Annotated in this window: 15 protein-coding genes and 1 other annotated feature; of the genes, 14 read left to right on the top strand and 1 reads right to left on the bottom strand. The window is 28.7% G+C overall.

The annotated features are described in order from the left end of the window. Positions 1 to 242 precede the first annotated feature (242 nt). From IC174_RS10925 to IC174_RS10890, 8 genes are all read left to right on the top strand, one after another. Entirely contained in the window at positions 243 to 1,382 is a 1,140-nt protein-coding gene (locus IC174_RS10925) for a M24 family metallopeptidase (protein ID WP_227482893.1), read from the top strand. A 14-nt stretch (positions 1,383 to 1,396) separates the two neighbouring features. Beyond that, on the top strand, positions 1,397 to 2,851 hold the full coding sequence (locus IC174_RS10920; RefSeq protein ID WP_255612845.1) for an amino acid permease: 1,455 nt from the start codon (positions 1,397 to 1,399) through the stop codon (positions 2,849 to 2,851). A gap of 162 nt (positions 2,852 to 3,013) precedes the next feature. Beyond that, positions 3,014 to 4,309, top strand: a complete 1,296-nt coding sequence (locus IC174_RS10915; protein ID WP_227432436.1) for an MFS transporter — start codon at positions 3,014 to 3,016, stop codon at positions 4,307 to 4,309. A 170-nt stretch (positions 4,310 to 4,479) separates the two neighbouring features. Next, positions 4,480 to 5,955: a stage IV sporulation protein A gene (gene spoIVA / locus IC174_RS10910; RefSeq protein ID WP_227432437.1), complete on the top strand. Its 1,476-nt coding sequence runs from the start codon at positions 4,480 to 4,482 to the stop codon at positions 5,953 to 5,955. A gap of 182 nt (positions 5,956 to 6,137) precedes the next feature. Next, a complete protein-coding gene (locus IC174_RS10905; protein ID WP_227482892.1) occupies positions 6,138 to 8,069 on the top strand; it encodes a hypothetical protein in 1,932 nt (643 codons plus the stop codon). 66 nt (positions 8,070 to 8,135) lie between these two features. Further along, positions 8,136 to 10,043, top strand: a complete 1,908-nt coding sequence (locus IC174_RS10900) for an Ig-like domain-containing protein (RefSeq protein WP_227482891.1) — start codon at positions 8,136 to 8,138, stop codon at positions 10,041 to 10,043. A gap of 291 nt (positions 10,044 to 10,334) precedes the next feature. Continuing rightward, positions 10,335 to 10,604 (top strand): ACT domain-containing protein, encoded by a 270-nt coding sequence (locus IC174_RS10895; RefSeq protein WP_227432440.1) that lies wholly within the window; start codon positions 10,335 to 10,337, stop codon positions 10,602 to 10,604. 25 nt (positions 10,605 to 10,629) lie between these two features. Beyond that, the gene (locus IC174_RS10890) at positions 10,630 to 11,985 is read left to right on the top strand and encodes a PFL family protein (RefSeq protein ID WP_227432441.1); all 1,356 of its coding nucleotides are present in this window, start codon (positions 10,630 to 10,632) and stop codon (positions 11,983 to 11,985) included. A 464-nt stretch (positions 11,986 to 12,449) separates the two neighbouring features. Here the strand turns inward: IC174_RS10890 and IC174_RS10885 are convergent, their stop codons facing one another. Then, entirely contained in the window at positions 12,450 to 13,490 is a 1,041-nt protein-coding gene (locus tag IC174_RS10885) for a PTS sugar transporter subunit IIC (RefSeq protein WP_227432442.1), read from the bottom strand. Positions 13,491 to 13,849: 359 nt separating this feature from the next. Between IC174_RS10885 and IC174_RS10880 the strand changes: the two genes are divergently transcribed. The 6 genes from IC174_RS10880 to IC174_RS10855 are packed head-to-tail and all read left to right on the top strand — an operon-like array spanning position 13,850 to position 17,330. After that, positions 13,850 to 14,485, top strand: a complete 636-nt coding sequence (locus IC174_RS10880) for an HlyD family efflux transporter periplasmic adaptor subunit (RefSeq protein WP_227482890.1) — start codon at positions 13,850 to 13,852, stop codon at positions 14,483 to 14,485. A 9-nt stretch (positions 14,486 to 14,494) separates the two neighbouring features. Continuing rightward, positions 14,495 to 15,199 (top strand): YggS family pyridoxal phosphate-dependent enzyme, encoded by a 705-nt coding sequence (locus IC174_RS10875; protein WP_227432444.1) that lies wholly within the window; start codon positions 14,495 to 14,497, stop codon positions 15,197 to 15,199. 39 nt (positions 15,200 to 15,238) lie between these two features. Beyond that, complete coding sequence (locus tag IC174_RS10870) at positions 15,239 to 15,697, top strand: cell division protein SepF (protein WP_227432445.1); 459 nt, start codon at positions 15,239 to 15,241, stop codon at positions 15,695 to 15,697. A gap of 18 nt (positions 15,698 to 15,715) precedes the next feature. Further along, the gene (locus tag IC174_RS10865; protein ID WP_054274603.1) at positions 15,716 to 15,973 is read left to right on the top strand and encodes a YggT family protein; all 258 of its coding nucleotides are present in this window, start codon (positions 15,716 to 15,718) and stop codon (positions 15,971 to 15,973) included. Between the two features lie 9 nt (positions 15,974 to 15,982). After that, complete coding sequence (locus tag IC174_RS10860) at positions 15,983 to 16,768, top strand: RNA-binding protein (protein WP_227482889.1); 786 nt, start codon at positions 15,983 to 15,985, stop codon at positions 16,766 to 16,768. 34 nt (positions 16,769 to 16,802) lie between these two features. Further along, positions 16,803 to 17,330 carry a DivIVA domain-containing protein gene (locus tag IC174_RS10855; RefSeq protein ID WP_227432447.1) on the top strand — a complete coding sequence of 176 codons (528 nt, stop codon included), beginning with the start codon at positions 16,803 to 16,805 and terminating at the stop codon, positions 17,328 to 17,330. Positions 17,331 to 17,503: 173 nt separating this feature from the next. Continuing rightward, positions 17,504 to 17,736, top strand: a binding site (T-box leader). Positions 17,737 to 17,770 lie beyond the last annotated feature (34 nt).

Here is a 17,770-nt window from a genome sequence, read left to right as displayed (position 1 = left end):
ATATTCCAAAATATAATCTATATTCGTTATATTTTAGATAATTCAAAATCATAATAACATAAAAAATATTTAAAAATGAAATCATGATTGACAAAATAATCATGATTATGATAAAATAATCACAAATAAATTTAATTTACATATGAATACAACAATTAATAAAAATGTTAATAATTTTAAAATAATATGTTTATCTTTGTTGTGTTGAATAAATTATCTAAATATTGAGAAAGAGGTGCACTATGTCAAATAATATGAGACTAGAAAGATTAAGAAAGTATATGAATGAAAAAAACATTGAAATTGCCCTAATATTTGAACCAGACAACCAATTTTATATTAGTGGATTTAAAGCAATAACTTACTCTAGACCAATTGTAACAGTAGTAACTCAAGATAAAATAGAATTAATAGTACCTGGATTAGAGGAGCTACATGCTAAAGAAGTTGCAAAAGTTGATAATGTATATGTATATTATGAAATACCAGAGATGAAAGAACATGGAATATCACATAAACATTACTTAGATATAATTTTAAATAGATATCCTAAAGGAATAACTGTTGGGATAGAAAAAGATATAGTATCTGCAAGCTTTTCAGAATATATAACTGAGAAATCATTTGCTATTAAAGATGTTGGAAGTAAAATATTTGAAATGAGATATGTAAAAGATGCAAGAGAGATAGAATTTTTAAAGATAGCTGGTTACTTATCCGATATAGGAATAAAAGGTTCTTTGGAAAATGCTAGAGTTGGGATGAGTGAATTGGAATTTGACGTTGCAGGGGATAATGCTTTACTAAAATATGTATCTGAAAATTATCCTGATACATATATCGGATTTGCAAACTGGACTTGTTCAGGCATCGATAGAACAGCACAACCACATTTAGACTCCAATACTAGGATACTTCAAAGAGGAGATATAGTAATACATAGTAGACAGGTTTGGTATGAAAACTATAGAGCAGAAAATGAAAGAACTTTTATTATAGGTAAACCAACAGAAAGACAAAAGGAAGTATTTAAGATTGCAGTAGAAGCTCAACAAGCTGGATTAGATACAATAAAAGCTGGTATACCAGCAAGAATGGTGGATGAAGCAGCAAGAGCTGTTGTTGCAAAGCATGGTCTAGAGTTATATTCAAATCACAGAATTGGTCATGGTTTAGGTTTATCAGAACATGAGGAACCATATTTAAGATTTGACAATGAATTAATATTAGAAGAAGGAATGGTATTTTCTATGGAACCAGGAATATATATACCTGGAATTGGAGGATTTAGACATTCAGATACAGCAATAGTAGGTAAAAATAGTGCTACAATTATAACTAATTATCCAAGAAGTGTTGAAGAGCTTATACTTGATATTTAAATTAGTACATATGTATGAATTTAAGTAAATTTGAAATTGGAGGAATTACAGTGAAAAAGAAGATTGGATTTTGGGATTTAGTATTTATGAATATATCAGCATTATTTGGGATTAGATGGATAGCTAAATCTACTGCCTCTAGTTTTGGGTTGGGTCTTGGTTCGATACCAGTTTGGTTATTGTTTGCTTTTATATTCTTTGTTCCAGCATCACTTATATGTGCAGAGTTGGCTGCAACATATCCAAAAGATGGTGGACTTGGAGAATGGGTTAAACAGGCTTATGGAGAGAAGTGGGGATTTATGGTGTCATGGTTAAATTGGACATCAAAGATATTTTGGTATTCCTCATTCTTGACATTCTTAGCTATAAATATTGCTTATATGCTTGGAAATCCAGCTCTATCAAACAATAAGATGTTTATTTTAGTGCTTTCACTCATAATATTCTGGATGTTATCCTTAGTAAGTACTCGTGGAATGGCATTTGGAAAATTCTTTACAAATACAGGAGCATTAGGTTCTACAATTCCTGCTATATTACTTATAGTGATGGCATTTATGTCTGTAGTTATTCTCAAAAAAGCTCCATCAGCATCTGTATATACAATCCAAAATATAATACCAAAGATAGATGCTAATTCACTAGTTTCTATATCTGCTATAATATTTGCACTATCAGGAGCTGAAACAACTGCTAATTTCATAACCGAAATGGATAATGCTAAGAAAAACTTCCCTAAAGCTATATTGACAGTAGCTGTTTTAATAGGAGGAATCTATATCCTAGGTTCAGTAGCAATAACAATGATACTTCCTCCAGATGAAATTGCAGCATCGACAGGAATACTAGATGCGCTAGCTAAAGTTGCACAAGATTTAGGAATAGGAAGCTGGTTTATAAGAGTAGTAGCATTTGGGATAACTTTATCAGTACTTGGAGCACTAATACTTTATATAGCAGGTCCAGTAAAGATGCTTTTTGGAAATGTAAAAGAAGGTGTATTTCCTAAGCAATTAACTGTTACAAATAAACACAATATACCATCAAATGCTGTAGTAATTCAAGCTATAATAGTGAGTCTACTTCTTATAGGAACAAATTTACTGCCATCAGTAGATAATATATATAATGTCCTTGTAACTATGACAGCATTAACAGCCTTGTTTCCATATGTATTACTTTTTACGTCATATATAAGACTTAGAAAGACAAGACCAAACGAAGAAAGACCATACTCAATTGCAAAAAGTGATTCAGTTTGTATCAATATAGCCAGAATGGTACTTGTAGTGACTGTAGTAGGGATACTTTTCTCAACAGCACCAGTTATGGAGACTTTAAAGGATAATATAGTCTATGAGATTGAAATGATAGGTGGAGGTCTTTTTGTTATAATAACAGGTTTAATGATATGGAAGAACTATGAAAAGAAGGTATCTAATAATTCTGGAGATTCCTATAAATAAAAATATAATTATTTTAGTGAACTAAAAGCGTATCTCTTTAGTTCACTAAAAATTATGGATAAATTAACTTAACATATCAATAAATCTATAATATATTGAAATGTTAAAAAATCAATAATTAGTTGTCATAAAAATTTATGAGTATTTACATAAGGAGGAAATATGTCAGTTGAAGTGAATAAACCAAGCATTTGGAAAAATTTCAAAGTCTTGATAATACTCTTTGTAGCAGGAGCCTTTATATATGCTTTACCATATTTAAAGAATTATTACTATGACACTTTTGCACAAGCATTTAATCTTACAAATACACAAATGGGGAGTTTAGGAAGCATTTATGGTCTACTTGCAATGGTATCATACCTTTTTGGTGGTTTCTTAGCAGACCGTATTTCAGCCAGAAAACTACTTTCAGGTTCTTTAATTATTACAGGGGTATCTGGTCTTGTATTAACGCTTTATCCTCCATATATTGTTGTATTTTTAATCCATGCTTTATGGGGAATAACAACAATACTTACTTTTTGGCCAGCTCTTGTAAAAGCTGTCAGGATGTTAGCATCTGAAAATGAACAAGGAAAAGCTTTTGGATTTATGGAAAGTGGTCGTGGAATTACCAATGCAATTCATTTATCTATAGTCTTAATATTATTTGGATATATTTCATCAAAAGTAAGTGATAAATCTGGTCTTACAGCTATTATAGTACTGTATTCAGCTATAAATGTAATAGTTGGATTATTAGTATTTTTTAAGTTAAAAGATAATGAAAAAGAGGTATCAGCCAAATTTGATAAAGAAGCTTTCTTTACAGTAATAAAAATGCCTCATACATGGATAATAACAATAATAATGTTTTGCTCATATTCAGCTAATATGTCATTTTATTATTTTACGCCGTATTCAACTGAAGCATTTGGAGCTACTGTAGTATTTGCATCTGCAATATCAATATTAGCTCAGTACTGTAGACCAGTAGCATCAGCTGCTTCTGGATTGCTTGGAGATAAAGTTGGTTCATCAAAGATTATATCTTATGGATTTATACTTATGATTGCAGGACTTTTAGGTGTAATCTTTACACCAACGAAATCTTCTATGATTTATGTACTATTGATTGGATGTGTTGCAATATATGTATCTATGTATGCAATTCAAGGTTTACATTATTCATTACTTGAAGAAGGTAATTATTCACTATCAATATCAGGAACTGCTATAGGTATAGTTGCTACATTAGGATATCTTCCAGAAGTACTTTGTCCTCTAGCAGCAGGAAAGATATTAGATGCATTTCCAGGTGTAACTGGATATAAGTACTACTTCATTGTTCTTACTATAGTAGCCATAATTGGATTGGTGTTTACATTTATATGGATGAATATGACTAAAGAAAGACGTAAAGAGCTTATTGAAATGAATAGTAAGTCAAATGAAAATACTACTAAAGTTAGTTAATATAATACATTACTATTTAGGCTAGCATTATAATTTAATTTACATTGAAATTTGCAAATTTCTATATGTAAACTAAATTAATATTGCTGGTCTTTATTTTTCTATTTTAAGAATATTAACCTCGAAATCTAAATATAATTTAATAAGATTAGATGTATAGGAGGAATAATATGAATAATAACATATACGAAGATATATCCAAAAGGACTCAGGGGGATATATATATTGGAGTAGTGGGACCTGTAAGAACAGGAAAATCAACTTTTATAAGAAAGTTTATGGAAAAGTTGGTTATCCCAAATATAGACAATGAGTTCAAAAAAGATAGAACAAGAGATGAGATACCTCAAAGTGGTTCAGGCAAAACTATAATGACAGTAGAGCCAAAATTTGTACCAGCAGATGGTGTAGAAATTAAAATAAAAGACACAGTATCTTTAAAAGTGAGAATGGTAGATTGTGTTGGATACATAGTTGAAGGAGCTTTAGGTCATGAGGAAGGTGGAAAGCAAAGATTAGTATCCACTCCTTGGTCACAAGAAGCTATGACATTTGAGAAAGCAGCAGAGATAGGGACTAAAAAAGTTATAAAAGACCATTCTACAATAGGAATAGTTGTCTTGACAGATGGCTCAGTTACTGGTATTGATAGAAAAAGCTATGTAGAGCCAGAAGAGAGAGTTATACAAGAATTAAAAAATCTTAAAAAACCATTTGCTGTAGTTTTAAATACGTTAAGTCCTAGAAGTGAAGAAACAAGTCTGCTTAGAAATGAATTAGAGGAAAAATATGAAGTTCCAGTCCTTCCAATGAATATAGTTGAAATGGAAGATGAGGATATAGAAGAAGTTATGGAAACTGTACTATATGATTTCCCACTTACAGAAATAAGAATAAACTTACCTAAATGGGTGGAAGGTCTTGAGAGAAATCACTGGATAAAAAGTAGTATAATAACAACATTAAAACAGAGCATTATAGATATAGGTAAAATAAGAGATATAGAAGGAATTATGCAAGGTTTCTCTGAGTTAGATTTTTTAGATGATACAGGTGTTGACCATGTAGAGTTAGGGGAAGGTGTCATAAACATTGACTTACAAACAAAGCAAGATTTATTCTATAATGTCCTTGAAGAAAAAAGTGGATTTAAAATTGAAGGGGATTATCAATTACTTAGCCTGATAACTAGACTATCTAAAGTTAAAAATGAGTATGATAAGATAGAAAGCGCTTTAATAGATGCTAAGATAAAAGGATATGGAGTAGTAGCCCCTTCTTTAGAAGAACTTAGCTTGGAAGAACCAGAAATAATGAAACAAGGAAAACAGTATGGTATTAAGTTAAAAGCTAATGCACCATCACTTCACATTATAAAAGCAGATATATCTACAGAAGTTTCTCCTATAGTTGGAAATCAAAATCAAGGTGAGGAGATGATAAAATATCTTATGGAGGTATTTGAAGAGCAACCAGCAGATTTATGGGAATCAAATATGTTTGGGAAGTCACTTCATGATTTAGTAAAAGAACAGCTTCAAAGTAAATTGTATACTATGCCAGAGGAAATAAGAGTCAAGATGCAAAAGACTCTACAAAAAATTGTAAATGAAGGAAGTTCTAATATCATAACTATTTTGTTATAAAAATATAGCTACTTGTTAAAGTAAAATATTTGTTTACTTTAACAAGTAGCTTTTTATTTATAAAAATCAATAAAAGTTTTTATATAAATTGACAATAATTGATAATTGTGGAAAAATTATAATGAGTAAAGTATATTTTTAGACAAGGCTGTTTTAAGCTAAAAAAATTCTAGAGGTGTAGTATGAGAAAGTATGAGATATTTATTTTTGTAAATATGATATTTTTATGTTTTATAAGTTTTCCACATAAAGTCTTTGGACAAGAGGATAATTGCCTTGAAGATTTTAAAATATGGTATCAAGAAAATAAAAACAATACTGGAGAGATGGTCTACACTCTTTCTTGTGATATGGTGATAGATGAAGAATATAGGTTTTTCACTCCAGATGAAGCTAAACTCACAATAGATACTAATAAATATAAAATTTTAATAAAAGACCAAGGGAATTTTATAATTCAAGAAAATGAATTGAATATAGTAGGAGAGGGTGGAGAAGATGGAGTAATACATGTAGAAAAAGGAGGAAGATTAAATATAGGTATAGATAATATAATTGCTACCAACGGAACTGCTTTATATATTGAAGAAGGAGGTTATTTAAGATTTAGTTCATACTATGAAAGTATTGGAAATATAAGGGCAAATGGAAATAATGCTATAGGAATTTATTCTGAAAATGACATTAGAGTGCCATATAAGGATATAGAGGTAAGAGGGAAAAATGCTGTAGGAGTATATTGTAAAGGTGATATTGAGTTGGAAAGTACATCAGTAAGAGCTTATGATAATGACAACAAAACTAGATTATTAAGAAGTTCAGATAAAACTGTTAAATCAATTGTATCAAAAAGTAAAAATATTTATATAATTGATAGTTATAATGAGTTTATACCAGCCATATCTGAAGATTCTGGATATAATATTGTAAAATGTTGTCATAGGGGAATTAATGTATTTAGTGAAGAAATAAAAGTAAGTAAAGATGATAAAATAGAAAATATAAAATTTCCCAAAGATATGATATTAGAAACATCTAGTAGTAATCAAATAGATATAGATGTAGAATGGGATTTTACTGATTATTATGAAAAGCTAAAAAAAGAAGAAAATTTTAGTATAACAGGAAAGTTTAAAACAGAAACATTAAATAAAGAAAAAATTATAATAAATGATGATGTTGTTCCTATTTTGAATATATCTGTTATAGAGAAAAAACCAATAGATAATTTGGAATTGGAATTTCAAAATACAAGAAATGGATATGTAGCTGCTTTGTATTATGACATGCCATATAGTGCAAGTAAAGTTTTTGTTGAATATTCAAGTGACGGAATAAATTGGATATCTGAAGAACAGGAGGATATTAGAGACCAAGCTATACTTTTCTTTGAAGATTTTAAGCTGCGTTGTTTTAGAGTAAGAGTGGAAGGAGGATTAAAAGAAGGGTATTCAAATATAGTTTTTAAACCAGGATTTATAACGGGAGGTGGCGATAGCCAAGAGACACCAGATGATGAACAGGAAAATGATGATATTGATGGAGACCGTGGTGGTGGCGGTAGAGATGACCCAGATAGAGAAGATTCTGAGATTATTGGAGATACAAATGACAATAATGAGAATGAAGCTATTGATAAGCAAAGACCTGAAGATTCTAATAAAGATACAGAATCTAATGATGAAGAAAAAGACAATAAACTTCAGCAAGATGAAAAAAATGATAAGTCAGATGAAAAAGATATTAAGACAGAGAATGAAACAAACAAAAACATTAATAATCAAGACAAAAACTTTAAAAGCAATGATTTAATCATGAAAAATAAAATTGAAAGTAGTTTAAAGGAAATATTAACAGAAAGTCATAATGAAAATTATAAATCTCCTCAAAATACATTTAATGACGATAATGCCTTAAATCGAGAAGATACTTCTGAAGTAGGTAAGTTTAATGATAAATTAGACTCTCCTTCTCAATCACAGAATAAAACTCAAAATTTTAATAGTGGAATCATCATTGGAATTGGAATTGTAGTTTTAAGCATGCTATGTTCAATAATAGCAGTAAATCCTGGTATCATAAAGTATATAAATAAATTTATAAAATTTAAATAGTAAAATAAGTAAAATTGTTTAAAATAACTCAATTTTATTTGATAAGAGAATTAGTAGGAGAAAAATATGAGCAAAACAAACAAAGCTTTTATTCTTATAAATTTGTTAATTATGATTTTTGCACTTTTCCCAAATAAGAGTTTTTCCCAAGAAAATAATTGTCTGAATGATTTTAAAAGTTGGATTTTGAAAAATGAATATAATAATAAAAAAATAGTTTACACTCTTTCTTGTGATATGGTAATAGATGGTTATTTTGAACTTAGTATTCCATATGGAACTAAGATTACAATAGATACCAATAAGTATAAAATACTCATAAAAGATAAAGGGAACTTTTTTATCAATGGGAATGAATTAAATATAATTGGAGAAGGTGAAACAGACGGTGTAATTCATGTAGAACGAGGAGGAAAGCTAAGGATAGGGATAGATAATATAACTGCTTTAAATGGAACTGCTTTGTATGCAGAAGAAGAAGCTGATTTAATTATAGATACATATTATGGTGAGGTTGGAAACATAAAAGCAAGTGGAGAAAACGCTATAGGAATTTATTCTAAGGGAGAAGTCGAAATAGAGGATACTTCAGTAATTGCCAATGATGATAATAAACAGCAAAGTTTAGGGTTAAGAAGTAACAATAAAAAAGGACAGTCAATTGTATCAGAGATCAAGAATGTCTATATTATAGGAGAGCAAAATACAATAATGCCAGATATACCTCAAGATGATGATTATAATATTATAAGGTGTAATTGCAGAGGTATTGGAGTCTTTGAAGAGGAAATAATGATAACAAAAGAAGATAAAATAGAAGATTTAAAATTTCCTCAAACTGTAACTTTAAAAACTTCTAGTGGAAAGTTTAAAAGGTTAGATGTGGACTGGGATTTATCAAATTACTATACTGATTTAAATAAAAATGCAGAGTTCGTGATAAAAGGAAAATTTAAAGAAGAATATCTAAATGAAAATAATATAGTGCTAAATCATAATGTTGCGCCTATTTTATATGTTCATGTTACAAATAAAGGACCTATAAACGATTTAGAAGTATCTTTTATAAACTCAAAAAAGGGTTATTCAGCTATTTTAGATTACAGTATGCCATATAATGCCAAGAAGGTATTTGTAGAATATTCTGATGATGGTATAAATTGGGTAAGCAAAGAATTAAATTATATTAGTAACCAAACTATACTTGATTTTGAAGATTTTAAATTGAGATGTTTTAGAGTAAATGTAGAAGGTGGATTAAGGGACGGATATTCAAATATATTTTTAAAACCAGGATTTGTGATGGGTGGAGGCAATGGTCAGATGACACCAGAAGATGACCGAGACGTTATTATAGATGGAGGTGATCGTGGAGGTGGTGGTAGAGATGACCCAGATAGAGATGGCAGTAGTGAAAATGAGGGTAATAACAATAAAAATAAAGAAGAAGATAATAATGAAAATAAAGAAAATACTGACAATGGTAGTAATGAAAATAATGATTCTAATGGAGGAAAACCAAATGATTCAGAAGATAACATAGGACCAAGTGCTGGTGGTGTCGATAATAAAAATCATCAAAATAATAAAGAAAATACTGATATAAATGCTGATAAAGAAAATGATTATGAGTATAAAAATAAATTTAATAGTAAAAATTTAATGATAGAAGATGATAGCAATTATAATTTAAAACAGAAATCAGTATTTAGCAATAATAATCAATATTTCTCTTATGGAGAGGCTTTTGTAAACGGAAATAAAGAAATAAACAATGAAAAATCAGGAGTAAATAATTATGATGAAATAGCAAATGACAATGAGAATCTTAAATCTATATTTAAAAAATATAATTTAAATAGAGAGATTTTCTTTTTACTTTGTATATTAACTCCAACTATGATTGTTTCTATATTAGCTGTAAATCCAAGTGTAAGAAAAAATGTAATAGAATTCATACAAATAAAAAAATAATTTTTAAAAAGGTATTATTTAGTAAATTATAAAGCTACTAAGTAATGCCTTTCATTATTATGAAAACTATATATAACTATTAATAAAATGATATATAATATACAGTTTGGTTAAATAGTATAAAAATAATAGAATATTGAAAAAAAATTGACAAATGAATATATAGGTATTAAAATATATTAAATATATACATAAAAAGTGATTTACCAACAAATAAATGAAATATATGTTAGCAACTAGTTCAATTTGTAAAAATGTAAGATTTATAAAAAAATAAGGGAGGATATTATTATGAGAGCAATTTTAACAGTGATTGGAAAGGATAAACCAGGTATAGTAGCAGGAATTAGTGATGAGCTATACAAGCAAAATATTAATATAGTAGATATTTCACAAAAAATACTTCAAGAATATTTTACAATGATTATGGTAGTTGATTTAGAAAAAGCATTAAATTCTTTTGAGCAAACGGTTGAAGATTTAATTGAAAGAGGAAAGAAATTATCAGTAGATGTAAAAATTCAAAGAGAAGAAATCTTTAATTCAATGCATAATCTGTAGTAAATAGTAAGGGGAGGTGATAACAGTGAATGTAGGAAATATACTTGAAACAATCAAGATGATAGATGAAGAACAGTTAGATATAAGAACTATAACTATGGGGATTTCATTACTAGATTGTATAGACCCTGATGGAGATAAAGCGAGAGAAAAAATATATAATAAAATTATGAATTCTGCTAAAGACTTAGTAAAAGTTGGTAAGGATATAGAACGTGAATTTGGTATTCCAATTGTAAATAAAAGAGTATCAGTAACTCCAATATCCATTATTGCAGGTGCAACAGATGAAGAAGATTATGTGAAATTCGCACAGACATTAGATAAAGCAGCAGAGGATTTAGGAATAGACTTTATTGGTGGATTCTCAGCATTGGTTCAAAAGGGATATACAAAAGGTGATAAGATATTAATTAAATCAATTCCAAGAGCTTTGGCAAGTACTAATAAGGTATGTGCTTCAGTAAATGTAGGTTCTACACGATGTGGTATAAATATGGATGCAGTAAAAGAAATGGGAGAAATTATAAAAGAAACTGCAGAAATGACAAAAGATGCAAAAGGATTTGGTTGTGCAAAACTAGTAGTATTTTGTAATGCAGTAGAAGATAATCCATTTATGGCAGGAGCATTCCATGGTGTTGGTGAAGCAGATAGAATTATCAATGTTGGTGTAAGTGGTCCTGGTGTTGTTAAGAGAGCTTTAGAAAAGGTAAAAGGAGAGCCATTTGATGTTGTTGCAGAAACTGTTAAAAAGACAGCATTTAAAATTACAAGAGTTGGACAACTTGTAGCGAAAGAAGCTTCTAGTAGACTAGATGTTCCATTTGGAATAATAGACCTATCATTAGCCCCTACACCTGCAATTGGAGATTCAGTAGCAAATATATTAGAAGAGATGGGACTTGAAGTTGTTGGTACTCATGGTACTACAGCAGCACTAGCTCTTTTAAATGATGCAGTTAAAAAGGGTGGAGTTATGGCATGTTCACATGTTGGAGGACTCAGTGGAGCGTTTATACCAGTATCTGAAGATGCAGGTATGATTGATGCTGTTATTAAGGGTGCTTTAAGTATAGATAAACTTGAAGCTATGACTGCAATTTGTTCTGTAGGTCTTGATATGATAGCTGTGCCAGGAGATACTACAGCAGGTACACTTGGAGCTATGATAGCTGATGAAGCAGCAATAGGTATGATTAATAATAAGACTACAGCAGTTAGAATTATACCAGCACCAGGATGTGATGTAGGTGATATGGTCGAGTTTGGAGGTCTTTTAGGACGAGCACCAGTAATGCCTATAAATAAAAATTCATCTGAACTGTTTACTCAAAGAGGAGGAAGAATTCCAGCTCCTATACATTCATTTAAAAACTAAGTACATTACATATAATAATATTCAAATAAAGATTTATATGACAGAATTAAAGTTGTCTATGTGAGTCTATATATTGAAAGATTATAATTAAAATAATAAATTTTAAAATTTTTGTTGAGATTGTGATAACAACAAAGCGATACATAGACTTTTTAAAAGGTCATGTATCGCTTTTATTTTTTAATATTATCTAATTATTAAATAGAACTTTTTATGTACCTTAAAAGTTATGATATCTAATAGTAATAAATTATACTAACATTTATTTTTAATACATCAACTAAATAAAAAACTAAATAAAAAGTAAATTAAAAAAATAAAAAACTATCTAAATATTTAACACACATAATAATCATAAATAAATATAAAAATAAAACGCTTGCAATTAATAAAATTGCCTACAATATAAAACTTTATCATTTAAAATATTAACTTAAAATATTAATTTATAAATCTTATTATTTTTAAGCAATTTCTTTTTCTACATCAGTACCACGTATTTCACCAGCAGTAAGAACTTTAAAAGTACTGAATATTTTCGAGCCTAAAAATCCTGCAGCTACATTAAATAAGGCACATAAGCCAGCTGTTATGAGTACTTGATTAACTGGATTATAGGCAAACATTATAGCAAATCCAGCTACAGGTGTAGCTGTACCTGGAGTCATATTTACAAGACCCATCAAAGCTACAATGATACCAGAAAAAGCACCTCCAAAGAAATTAGTACAATATATAGGTATTGGATTTGCCGAAATTATGTCTGATTGAGTCAATGGTTCAATAGCAACAGATATAATATCTTTTTTAGATCCTAACTTCAATCTTGCAAATAATGTTGAGTTCATAAAAGCTGAACCAAAAGCACCTAATGCTCCTATTGCCATAGGAAGACCAGTAAGACCAATTATAGACGTAAGCGCCATTGAACTAAGTGGAGATGTACCAACTACTGTTATTAAGCCTCCTAATATAATTCCCATTACTATAGGACTAATATTAGTAGCCTCTATTAAAACTTGTCCGATTTGTAGTAGTGTACTATTAACTAATGGGTCTACATTTGATGCTATAAGACGAGATAGTGGTGCACATAGAAGGATTACAACTACTAAATCCACTCCAGGTGGTACCTTTTTCTCTATAAACTTAATTAAGAAAGAAACAAAGTATCCAGCAACGAATCCAGATAATATAGAAAAATCTAAACATGATAATCCTATTAAAACAGCATAAACTGGAGATACACCAAGAGCTAATGGCACAAGTATAGCAGCAGCAACTCCACCAAGGCTACCATTAGCGGCTCCAACACTTCTAAAAAATTCCATACCTAAAACGTCGCCAAGTAAAGAAAGATTGAATGCCTCGACTAAGAAAGTAGCACAAGCAGCACTTGCAAGAGCTCCCATAGCTTTCATACCATATGGAGCTTTGTAACTAAAAATTGTGAAACAACATAGAACCAATAAAAGTAAACCTGTTCCTAATAAAATTTCTGACATAAGAAAATCCTCCTTGTATTTTTTTTAGGACATAAACTTTTGCTTATGATAACGTTATCCTAATGTGTAAATAATTAACTAATTAATGACAACAGAACAAAAGTAATTTTAAATTTTAATTGGTTTTATATTGTATCTAAAAATAAAAATAACTATAAAGGTATATAAAGCAAGTTTAAAATCTAAGTTAAACTTATACTTTACAATATAATTATATATAAATAATACAATCTTGTATAGGAAGATTGATAAAAAATAAATTTAATATGAAAAAAAACAATTATTATCATATAAAAAAGGAATAAACCTTTTTTAGAAGAAGTATTTATAATGAAAGAAATTATATAGGGGGAGAGTCTTTGAAAAAGGTTAAATATACCAGATTAGTGATACTTGGTATTCTTATATATTTAGTATTTAATATTTTAGTAATGATTATTAGTAAGAATGTAGATACATTAGTATTAAAATCTGAAGTAGTCGATGCAAAAATTAGTACAGAAGGTACTCTAGAAAAAGACTTTAATGACCAGAGTAGTTATTTATCAATATATGTTGATAAAGAAGATTATAAAAGATTTGAAAAAAATCAAGATGTCGTAATTGAATATGACAAACAAAAAATAGATGCAAAAGTTTACAAAATATATAAAAATAATAATAAAATAATGGTAAAATTAAAAATAAGTAACCAAATTATTGGAAATCAGGATACAAGTGTCGAAGAATTTGATATAATATATAATCAGATGGAATGTTTAAAAATACCTAAAACTTCTATAAAAACAAAAGACAATAAACGTGGTGTATATGTAATTGATGAACAATCACAAAGTGTAAAATTTGTCATACTAGAAGGGATAACTTATGAAAATGAATCTTCTGTATTTGTGGATTATTATAAAAATGACATAAATGGAGTTAAAAGTGTTAATCTATATGACAAAATAATTTTAAGACCTAACAAAATAAACACAAATATAAGGATAAAGTAGGTGATAATAATGGGTTCTGTTAAAGAGAATTTATCTGAAATAAGAAGTAAAATTGATGAAGCTGCAAAAAAAGTAAATAGAGATAGTAAAGAAATCACTCTTTTAGCAGTTACTAAAACTGTTGATGTAGATTTAGTTAATGAAGCAATGGAAGAAGGAATTACTTCTGTTGGTGAAAATAAACCTCAAGAATTAGCTAGAAAGTATGATATTATAGGTGACAAACTAAATTGGCACTTAATAGGAACTTTGCAAACAAATAAAGTTAAGTACATAATAGATAAAGTTTGTATGATACATTCTTTAGATAGAGTTGCATTATGCGAGGAAATTCAAAAACGGGCTGAGCAAATAAATAGAGAAATAGATTGCTTAGTACAAGTGAATATATCTAAAGAAGAATCTAAACATGGACTTGACAAAGGAGAAGTTATAGATTTTGTCAAAGAAGTGTCAGAAAAATATAAAAATATAAAAATAAAAGGTCTAATGACAATGGCACCTTTTGTAGCAGATGAAGATGAAATAAGAGGTGTATTCAAAGGTCTTAAAGATTTATCAACACAAATAAAAGAATTAAACATATCTAATGTAGGTATGGATGTTTTATCAATGGGAATGAGTCACGATTATGAAATTGCTATAGAGGAAGGGGCTACCATTGTTAGAGTTGGAACATCAATCTTTGGAGAAAGAAATTACAATAAAAAATAATTACTCAAATCTGAATAAATTCTAAGGAGGAAGTTAATAATGTCAAATGGAATAATATCTAAATTTAAGAACTGGATAGTTGATGAAGATGAAGATTATGTTGAAGATGAATATGAAGGTGGTATGGAAGATATAGTTCAAGAGGAAGAAATAAATGGAGGATTTAGTGCTGCAAAAGCAAATAAAATTGTAAATTTACATACAACTTCTCAAATGAAAGTTGTAATAGTTGAACCTAAAGTTTATGATGAAGCTGCAACTATAGCAGACCATCTAAAACAAAGAAGGGCAGTTATAGTGAATTTGGAAGGATTGACTAATTCTGAAGTTCGTAAATCTATATTTAATTTTATGAATGGAGCGGTTTATGTTTTAGATGGAAGTATACAAAAGGTTTCTAAGTCAATATTTATACTAGCTCCTAATAATGTAGATATAGATGCAAATATGAAAAAAGAATTAGAAAGCAAAGCATTCTTCCCTTGGCAAAATAAATAGTAAAAAGGCGGTTAATGTATGGGAACAATAAGAATTGCACTATATTATCTTTTAGACATAATAGCATGGATGATAGTTATAAAAAGCTTGATGACGTGGTTTCCAAATGGAAGACAAAGCAAAATTTTTGAGATTTTAGAAAATCTTACAGAGCCAATAGAAGGTCCAATCAGGTCTATAATGTACAAATACACAAATGGGCCGATAGATTTTTCTCCTTTAATTGCAATAGTATTATTGATGTTCCTAAGACAATTAGTATTGGTTATATTCTAAGGTGATAACATGGACAAATTGAAATTGACAAATCACATAAAGGATGTAGACTTGAAAAATAAAATGTTTAAAGTAATAGACAAGGCTAATAGTTGTATAAAAAACTATGATGTTAAGTCTACTGAGTTTCTTAATCCATATGAAGTGAGAAATGCTGTAGATATATTAAATTCTACTAATGAAATAAAATACAGTGTGGATGGAGGTTATGAACAAGCTGAAAGAAGCACTGTATTTATTTATCCATTTTACATGGAATATGAGGATATAGAAGATACTCTTAGATTTTTACAAATAGAAGGAAATTTTAAATTTAAAAGTATATCTCATAAAGATTATTTAGGAGCAATTTTGAATCTAGGTATAAAAAGAGACAAAATTGGAGATATAATTATACATGATAGTTTTTGTCAAGTAGTTGTAAGTAGTGATATTTGTGATTTTATAATCATAAATTTAGAGAAAGTTTCAAGAAATAGTGTAATTGTAAAGGAAATTTCCAGAGAAAATATTGTTAATAGTTCTTCAAAATATAAAGAAGTATCATTTACAGTATCTTCAGATAGGTTAGATTGTATCATAAGTAGTCTTTACAATATATCTAGGCAAGATAGTGCAAAATACATAAATGGAGAAAAAGTCCATGTCAATTATGAAAAGATAACTTCAACTTCTAAAATAATTAAAAATGATGATTTAATTTCTATTAGAGGTAAAGGAAGAGCTAAAGTAACACAAATAGGAGATATTACTAAAAAAGGAAGAATAAAAGTTCAAGCAAAATTAATTGTATAAGGACTAATTAAAATTATAGCTGGGAGGAAATGTAATGCTAACTCCAATTGAGATAGAAAATAAAGAGTTTAAAAAAGGTTTAAGAGGTTATAGAGATGAAGAAGTTGATGAGTTTTTAGATATTATCAAAGAAGATTATGAATCTCTATGTAGAGAGAATACAGCTCTTAAAGAAAAATTAGGATTATATCAAGATCAAGTAAATAAATATGAAAATATTGAAGAAACACTAAAAGCTACTTTAATAACTGCTCAAAGTGCAGCAGAAGACACTTGTAGTGCAGCAAATAAAAAGGCTAAGATAATCGTTGAAGAAGCAGATTTAAAGGCTAGACAAATTATAGAACAAGCTAATAATCGTGTTATAGAGATAAGAAAAGAGTACGATGCTTTAGTTAAAGAATTTAAGATATTTAGAAATAAATTTAAATCATTGTTAGAAGATGAAATAAGAAGTGTCGATGAGATTTTTTATGATGTAGATGAAAAATGTGTAAATGCATTTGAAGGTACATCAGTGTATAATTATAGTAATGATGAAGCTGCTACAACTTTAGAATAAACAATAATTTTACTGGATTTTAGGTAGAATTATTGTTTAAGTTTGAGAATACTATAACAAAAACAAAAAATAGGATAAATATGTAAGAAAAATATAAATTATTATATTTTTCAAAAATATATTGACTATTCAAATTATTTGTTATAGAATTTCATATAAACACAGATAAATTTTTAAAAGCGTTGATAGAGACAATTATCTTTAGATAATTTTACAGAGAATTGGGTATGCTGAGAACCAAGGAATTTATAAAGATGAAAATCACTCTTGAGCTGCAGGCTGAACGATTAAACTTTATTAAGCTGTGCCGGTTAGTGCCGTTATACTATTAGAGTGTTATATGTGACTATTGTTAAGTTCACATATAGAATTAGGGTGGTAACGCGATTGATAACTCGTCCCTTTGTTTAAAGGGGACGAGTTTTTTATTATTCAAATTT

The sequence above is a fragment of the Clostridioides sp. ES-S-0001-03 genome, assembly GCF_020676075.1.
Lineage (GTDB): Bacteria > Bacillota > Clostridia > Peptostreptococcales > Peptostreptococcaceae > Clostridioides.
Note: the sequence above shows the minus strand (reverse complement) of the source record. Positions and strands in the feature narration are given on the sequence as shown.